Source organism: Pallidibacillus pasinlerensis (assembly GCF_009996845.1).
In the GTDB taxonomy this organism is placed as follows: Bacteria; Bacillota; Bacilli; order Bacillales; family Caldibacillaceae; genus Pallidibacillus; species Pallidibacillus pasinlerensis.
Genome location: NZ_JAACYS010000100.1, coordinates 1 through 7,475, shown reverse-complemented (window position 1 = coordinate 7,475; position 7,475 = coordinate 1). Strand labels below are relative to the sequence as shown.

9 protein-coding genes are annotated in these 7,475 nt (G+C 33.0%); all 9 read right to left on the bottom strand.

What is annotated here, in order from left to right; translation table 11 throughout:
• Positions 1-471 (bottom strand): NADPH-dependent FMN reductase (locus GW534_RS15070; RefSeq protein ID WP_161921808.1); only part of this gene is annotated, 471 nt, incomplete at its 3' end.
• Between the two features lie 367 nt (positions 472-838).
• Positions 839-1,153: an adhesin gene (locus GW534_RS15065; RefSeq protein ID WP_161921807.1), complete on the bottom strand. Its 315-nt coding sequence runs from the start codon at positions 1,151-1,153 to the stop codon at positions 839-841.
• A 172-nt stretch (positions 1,154-1,325) separates the two neighbouring features.
• Positions 1,326-1,877 carry an NADPH-dependent FMN reductase gene (locus tag GW534_RS15060; protein WP_161921806.1) on the bottom strand — a complete coding sequence of 184 codons (552 nt, stop codon included), beginning with the start codon at positions 1,875-1,877 and terminating at the stop codon, positions 1,326-1,328.
• Between the two features lie 323 nt (positions 1,878-2,200).
• Positions 2,201-2,737, bottom strand: coding sequence for a GNAT family N-acetyltransferase (locus tag GW534_RS15055; RefSeq protein ID WP_161921805.1), 537 nt, complete (start codon positions 2,735-2,737; stop codon positions 2,201-2,203).
• A gap of 153 nt (positions 2,738-2,890) precedes the next feature.
• The gene (locus tag GW534_RS15050; RefSeq protein WP_161921804.1) at positions 2,891-4,174 is read right to left on the bottom strand and encodes an NCS2 family permease; all 1,284 of its coding nucleotides are present in this window, start codon (positions 4,172-4,174) and stop codon (positions 2,891-2,893) included.
• A 183-nt stretch (positions 4,175-4,357) separates the two neighbouring features.
• The gene (locus tag GW534_RS15045) at positions 4,358-4,921 is read right to left on the bottom strand and encodes a DUF4256 domain-containing protein (protein ID WP_161921803.1); all 564 of its coding nucleotides are present in this window, start codon (positions 4,919-4,921) and stop codon (positions 4,358-4,360) included.
• A gap of 73 nt (positions 4,922-4,994) precedes the next feature.
• A complete protein-coding gene (locus GW534_RS15040; RefSeq protein WP_161921802.1) occupies positions 4,995-5,408 on the bottom strand; it encodes a hypothetical protein in 414 nt (137 codons plus the stop codon).
• Between the two features lie 53 nt (positions 5,409-5,461).
• Positions 5,462-5,905 carry a VOC family protein gene (locus tag GW534_RS15035; RefSeq protein ID WP_161921809.1) on the bottom strand — a complete coding sequence of 148 codons (444 nt, stop codon included), beginning with the start codon at positions 5,903-5,905 and terminating at the stop codon, positions 5,462-5,464.
• 163 nt (positions 5,906-6,068) lie between these two features.
• Positions 6,069-7,352, bottom strand: coding sequence for a hemolysin family protein (locus GW534_RS15030; protein ID WP_161921801.1), 1,284 nt, complete (start codon positions 7,350-7,352; stop codon positions 6,069-6,071).
• Positions 7,353-7,475: the final 123 nt, after the last annotated feature.

The window sequence follows — 7,475 nt, the reverse complement described above, 5'->3', positions numbered from 1 at the left end:
AACATCATCATTAACAATTTTCTTCAGATGATAATCTTTTTCTTCAATAAATACATATTTTTGTACAATTGATGCTTTCATATACGCTAATATTGGTTTTAATTGCTGTTCAACCATTAAAAAGTGCTTTGATGATCCTGCTGTTGCAATAATACCAACAGCTTTATCTAACAAACCTTCCACAGGTAAAAGATCAAATACATTTTTTAATGTACCTGGAATCGAGGCTTGAAATGTCGGCGTACCAATAATCAGTGCATCTGCACTCATAATTTGTTCTGTTAAATATTTAGTATCGCCCTCATAGTCACGGTAATCTCTTCCATCACTAAAAACTATATTTAAATCACCTAAATTAAGTAACACCGTTTCAATCTCTGGATATTTATCTCGAATTAGATTTAAACTATGTTCCACCGCAATCTTTGTTTTTGACCCAACAATGGAACCTGAAATCCCAACAATTTTCAATTAGTGTTCCCCCAATTCTTTTTATCCCCTATAATCAGGGTGACTCTTTTTAATCCTATATATGAAGTATTTAGTTATATATATTTGTGAAAATAATCTCTTGTACTTATTTCGATTTTACTAATCATGTAACAATAAAGCAAAAAAGTCAACTTTAGCTCAAATTCAGTCTTCAATCAAACGTTCGTTTAACTTTTTCTCTATTTAATCAAACGTTCGATTGTTAATTTTTTATTTTTTATATTTCTGATCAAACGTTTGATTGAGAAAAATATATTGAATTTCTTCAAACGAACGTTTAATTAAAAAACCCAAGAAACCGCATATACTATACGTTACTTGGGTACTTTTGATTAAATTATCATTATTATTGGCGACAAGCACATCCTTCACCACATCCACCACTCGCATCAGTTTCAGGCACACCTAAAAGTACTAAACCTGTACCATCTTCATCTTGTACTATATCTAATGTGAAATCTCCTGTATCGCCAACTTCAGGATCAAATGCAACTTTAATACCGTTTATAATTTCTACCTTATCATCTGCTTCTGGTTCATCAGTTGTAAAACCATACTGCGGACCACCGCATCCACCTAAATAATATAAACGAAGTCCTTCCGCATTTTTTTGTTTTAAAAAATTTTGAATCAAATCTCTTGCGGCATCTGTAATTTGCATGTTGTTTCTCCTCCTTGTTCATGAATAACATACACAAAGTCTATATTTAATAACATTTTACTATATAAGTATAATAGAATGAAAGGGTTTTCCAGAGCGTAATACATTAACAAAAAGCTTTGCAAATCATATGGGAATTTGCAAAGCTTTTTATATAAATTATCTTTTATTATTATTGAGTATGTTTTTTAATTAAATCCACGAAAGCATCAATAAAAGATTGTAAGAAATTACGAGTATCGTCTTTTAACTTTCCATTTTCGTCTAATAACTCATGAACAGATCCAATATATGCTTCTGGTTGTTGAACAACAGGCATGTTTAGGAAAGCAAGTACTTGACGTAAATGATGGTTTGCACCAAATCCAGCTATTGTTCCAGGTGATTGCGAAATGATTGCTGCTGGTTTTCCGTTCCAAACACTTTCACCATATGGACGAGAACCTACATCTAAGGCATTTTTTAATACTGCCGGAATTGAACGATTATATTCAGGTGTTACGAATAAAACAGCATCAAGTTCTTTAATTTTATTTCTAAACTCAGTAACTTCTGCAGGTGTTCCTAAGTCACCTTCCCAATCTTGATTAAAGAATGGCAGGTGGCCAATTTCTACAATTTCTGCCTCATACCCTTCTGGCAGTAATTCAACTGCATTTTTAGCTACTTGACTTGAAAATGAGTTTTTACGTAAACTTCCGACAATAACCCCTACTTTTGTCATTTAAAACCATCCCTTTTTTTCTCTGTTTCGAGATAATTGTAGTCGAAATAAAATTAAAATTCAAATATAATGATTCAAAATATAGGATGAAATATGAATTTTTGAATTAACATACTACATTTCTAATTAAAAGCTAATTTTTGGGAGTAACTCACAATAAAGTAGCCTAATACAACCTAATTCCAAACAATTACTCTATAAGATTAAGGACATTAATATTGTTCCAATTTTTTTCTTGCCTAAACCTTTTTATAACAAAAAAAAGAATTGGGAGATTAATAAAACCTCCCAATTCTTTTCTAAATCCAAATATTTTTCTAATTTTAATATGGTTCTTCATCTAACTTTATTGGAGTTACTGTTCCATATTCCCAATCTGAACGGGTAATTGCATAAATTAACGTATCCATAATCGTACCGTCATCATTTTCCCACGCATCACGTAAATAACCTTCTTTAACAAAACCGCACTTTGTCAATGCTTTTCGCATCGGTATATTATCATAGCGTGTATAAGCTTCAATGCGTATCTTTTTATCAGGTAAATTAAAAATATAGTCCTTTATCCAGTTCACTGCTTGCGTTCCATATCCTTTGCCGCGCCATTCTGTGGCAAGACGAACATCGAATAATGGAATCGTGTCATTAATATCATCGATAATTATTAAGCCAATCTTTTTATCATCTTTATTAATCCAAAACGTTTCTCGCCCATCTTGATACCAACCATTATGAAATGATTGAATAACTTTATACTTTGATGGATGGGGATCACTGTGAAACTCCCAAGTATTCTCTATGAAAAAATTCACTAAATCCTCTAACTCATCCTTTAATGGCGTAAAATATAATTCTCCCATCGGTCAATCTCCTTACATAAATTTTTTCCGAACCCCTTTATTCATTTATATCATACAAAAGGTAATTTCTGCATTTTATATGTTTACTAGATATTAAAAAGGTTCTTCCCATCGTAAATAGGAAGAACCTTTTAATATTTTTTGATAGATTCATTAACTGATAAATTGAACAATATAATTCAATAAAAACAAACTAGCGATAATAAATAAAGGCAGAGAAACTTTCTTCACTTTTCCAGTAGCTAATCTTAAAACGACATACATTATGAATCCAATGGCAATCCCATCAGCAATACTGTACGTGAAAGGAATCATCGTTATAATAAAGATTGCTGGAAAAGCTTCCGTTAAATCACGGAAATCTAAATTTCTTATATTTTGTACCATCAATCCACCAACAATAATTAACACTGGTGCAATTGCATTAGCAGGTATCATATTTACATATGGAATAAATAGAATAACAACTAAAAATAATAATCCTGACGTGATTGTTGTTAGTCCTGTCCGACCGCCTGCCGTTATAGCTGCTGTCGTTTCAGCTGTTGCCACTGTTGGACTGGAACCAAAAATACCGGAAAGAAAAACCGATATTCCTGTTGCTTGAAATGCCTTTTTGAACTTTTCAGGACGTTTCGCAAACTTAACAAACCCATCTACTAAACCTAAATTTTCAAATACAACAACCATCGTAATTGAAAATATAGCTATTAAAAACGGCAATGTTACCCAATTTTCTAAAGAAAATGAGGCAAATACTTCACGATAACTTTCGAACGATAAGGTACTATTTGCACCTGAAGGTAAAATACCGAACAAATAAGCAATTCCCGCACCGAAAAGAATCGTCCATAAAAAGTGACCTTTGACATTACGAATGAACAGTATTAAGGCAAATACTAATGTTAATATTGTCGCTAAAACTTCTGGTTTGTTAATATCCCCTAACGCAACAATCGACTGGTCTCCACGTTCAATTAATTGACCGTTTTCCAAACCTATTAAAATTAAAAATAAGCCAATCCCGATTGTAATCGCTTCTTTTAATGTGCCAGGTATTGCATCATTAATTACTTTCGTTAACCTAGTAAAAGAAATGATTGTAAAGATAAATCCCGCTATTACTGTTACACCAAGGGCATCCTGCCATGAAAGGCCCATCGATTGCACGAGTGTATAAGTAAACATCGCATTAATTCCCATACCTGGGACAACAAGAATCGGCGCATTAGCCCATAATCCCATCACTAAACAACCAAAAAAAGAAGTTAAGATGGTACCTAACATCGCACCTTCTAAAGGCATTCCAGCTTCAGATAATATTATCGCATTTACAGCAATAATATAAACAATCGTTAAAAAGCCTGTTAGTCCAGCTGTTAATTCCTGTCTAACAGTTGTATTATGTTCCTTTAATTGAAACAAATCTCTTTTCATTTTATTTCCTTCGAATTCTTATCCCTCACCCACCCACTCTTATAGTAAAGAGCTACATATTACATTTTACTTTTTATAAAAAAATTGTCAAATGAATGCATTTAGCTAAAAAAACTTGTGTTAGACTGAAGTTCGCCTCCAATCTATCAAAAGCCTTTTAAAAAACGGTATTGATTACCACACTTAAACTCTAAGTATGCCGCGAAATCCTCTTGAACTATAGTATGAATCAGCTCCATTATGATATACAAATACATGACCATAACGGAAATCACAGAAAAGCGCACCGCCTAGTTTACGAATATCGTCTGGAGTTTTAATCCAACTCGATGTTTTTTGATCAAAAGGTCCAAAGTTTTGTAGTTTTCGATATTGTTCTTCTGTCAAGATTTCAATTCCCATCTCATTTGCCATATCCATTGCACTAGTTTCCGGCTTATGTTTTTTCCGAGATTCTAACGCTTCACGATCATAGCAAACGCTTCTACGTCCCTTTGGACTTTCCTTAGAACAGTCACAGAAGATGTATTCTTTCGTTTGTTCATCAACCCCAATTACATCTGGTTCCCCTTCCGTTCGTTCCATTTCATATAGTGACCAAAGTTTTTCAGGATTTGTTTCTAGCTTCTCCTGAACTTCCTCCCAGCCTATACCATCATGACGGTGCATGTTTTTCTCAAAGCGATCTTTTAAAATACTTATTATTTCTACCTTTTGTTTAGCAGATAGTTCTTTTTTGTTCGTCATGTTATTAATCCTCCGTTATTGACTAGTTCAGATAATCTAAGTATAATTTGTTCTTCTGCATATATCAAAATTCCTAATCCTCCCAATAAAAAATCGCATCCATCACTAAATATTCACCTGGATCGCGATAGATTGTACGTATTTCTGACTTGAAAGGTAAAGGACACTTAATTTCTTCGGCGTTTAGTAATTTATAATCAAACTCTCTTAACGCTTGTTCCAATTCTTTTACTAATGGATTAAATCTATCTTTGGATTGTAAACGATGAGGACCGTCTAATAAAGTTCCATATCCTCCAGCAATTTCTTCATTAGTTTCAATGCGAATGGTCCGATATCTGTCATCCTCACCCATTATGGCCACCGGTGCTAAACGACAGATGTCAATAATGATACCGTTGATTTCAATCTCACGAATACCATACTTATGATTTTTTACGATAACATCTGCGAATTTAGGGAAAAATCCTGTCTTATAAACAATCAAACACAAGAAATATTAAAAAAGACTGAACCATTTTCGATTCAGTCTCATTACAATTACTTCTGATCTTTATCCATATTTTCTTCAAAATATTTTACTCGTTCTTCAAAGCTTACGACTTTGTTAATTTGATGTAGCATCCAAATATAGCCGAAAGGATCCTGGAATATTGCATTGGCAATCCCAAACTCAGCCATTTCTGTTACTGGTTGTACTTCTTTACAACCTAGTTCCATAGCTTTGTTATATGTAGCATTAATATCCGGAACCGCAATGTTTAACCACATCGTTTTTGGATCATCTTCTTTTGGAGCAATTAAATGAAATGCCGGGTTTTCATCGAGCATATGGAATCGAACACCATAAAGGTTAAAAATCGCTTCATTTTGTCCACGGTCAAAGTTTGTAACCTCAACTCGTTCAATATCAAATATTTTTTCGTATAATTCCAAAGCTTCCACACTATCTTTCACAACAAAATCAATTTCCACACCAACGATTTTTGACATCGAACACACTCTTTTTAAATGTTCCTTGCCTTACCATTTTCCCCTGTCTCCAAACTAAAGTATACAGAAACAACGGATGATTTTACCATTAATCCAAATTTCACAAAAAACAAGGTGGGATTTCCGGACGTGTCCCACCTTGACTTTATAGAAGTTATATTTTTTTAATTTCTAAAAATTGGACATGATGTCCATCTGTTTTTTGAGCTTTGAAAATATAACCATCGTATTCTACTTGAGTATCTGTTTCTAACTCAAAAATTTTCGTTATAAACCATCCACCGATGGTATCAATGTCATCATTTGATATTTTCGTATTTAGTAAATTGTTCACATCTTCAATTAAAAGTTTCGCATCGACAATATAATGACCTTCGCCTATCTTCCTAATTTTAGCTACTTCATCATCATCAAATTCGTCACGAATTTCACCGACAATTTCTTCTAATATATCTTCTACCGTAACTAAACCAGACGTACCACCATACTCATCAATTAAGATCGCAATATGTGTCCGTTCCTTTTGCATTTTCATAAGTAAATCTTGTACAGGGATATTTTCCATTACTTGAATAATCGGATTAATAAAGGCGGTAATGTCAAATTGTTCTTCTTTTATCGCCGCAATTAAAATTTCTTTTGCATTAATATAACCTTGAATATTATCTTTATCACCCTTATATACAGGATAACGTGTATACTTTTCATTTTTTATTAGATTAATAATATCTTCGTACGAATCTTCAATTGAAATACCGATTATTTCTGGACGCGGGACCATGATTTCCTTTGCAATCCGTTCATCAAATTCAAAAATATTGTTTACATATTTAAGCTCAGTTTTATTTATTTCCCCACTCTTATAACTCTCTGATAATAATAGACGCAATTCTTCTTCAGAATGGGCTTCCTCGTTTTCTGAAACAGGTTTAAAACCGAATAGCCTTACTAATAACCAGGCAGATCCGTTTAATAACCAAATAAATGGATACAGTAAACGGTAAAACCAGATTAATGGTTTTGCTGTTAAAAGTGTCACAACTTCTGCTTTTTGAATTGCAATTGTTTTCGGAGCAAGTTCACCAATAACCACATGGATAAAGGTTGATAAAATAAAAGCAATAACAATAATTAAAATGCTTGATAACGACTCGCTAACATTGAAAAAGTTTAATATTGGTGACAAAATCACTTCGAATGTTGATTCACCAACCCAACCAATACCAAGGGCGGTAATAGTGATCCCTAATTGGCATGCAGATAAATATTCATCTAGGTGGCTGACTACTTCCTTAGCCGCGTTAGCACTCTTTTTACCTTCAAGAACTAGTTGATCTATTTTCGATGATCGAACCTTTACAATAGCAAACTCTGATGCTACAAAAAATGCTGTTAAAATAATAAGAATAACAAATATAACTATATTAACTGTCGCCAATTAAATGTCTTACGTGTGTAAGACTTACACCTCCTAAAGGATTTCATTGTTTTATGATAAAAAAATATTTACATGGGAAGATATTAGATGTTTTGAAAGAATTGAATAGTAGAGATTTTAAAT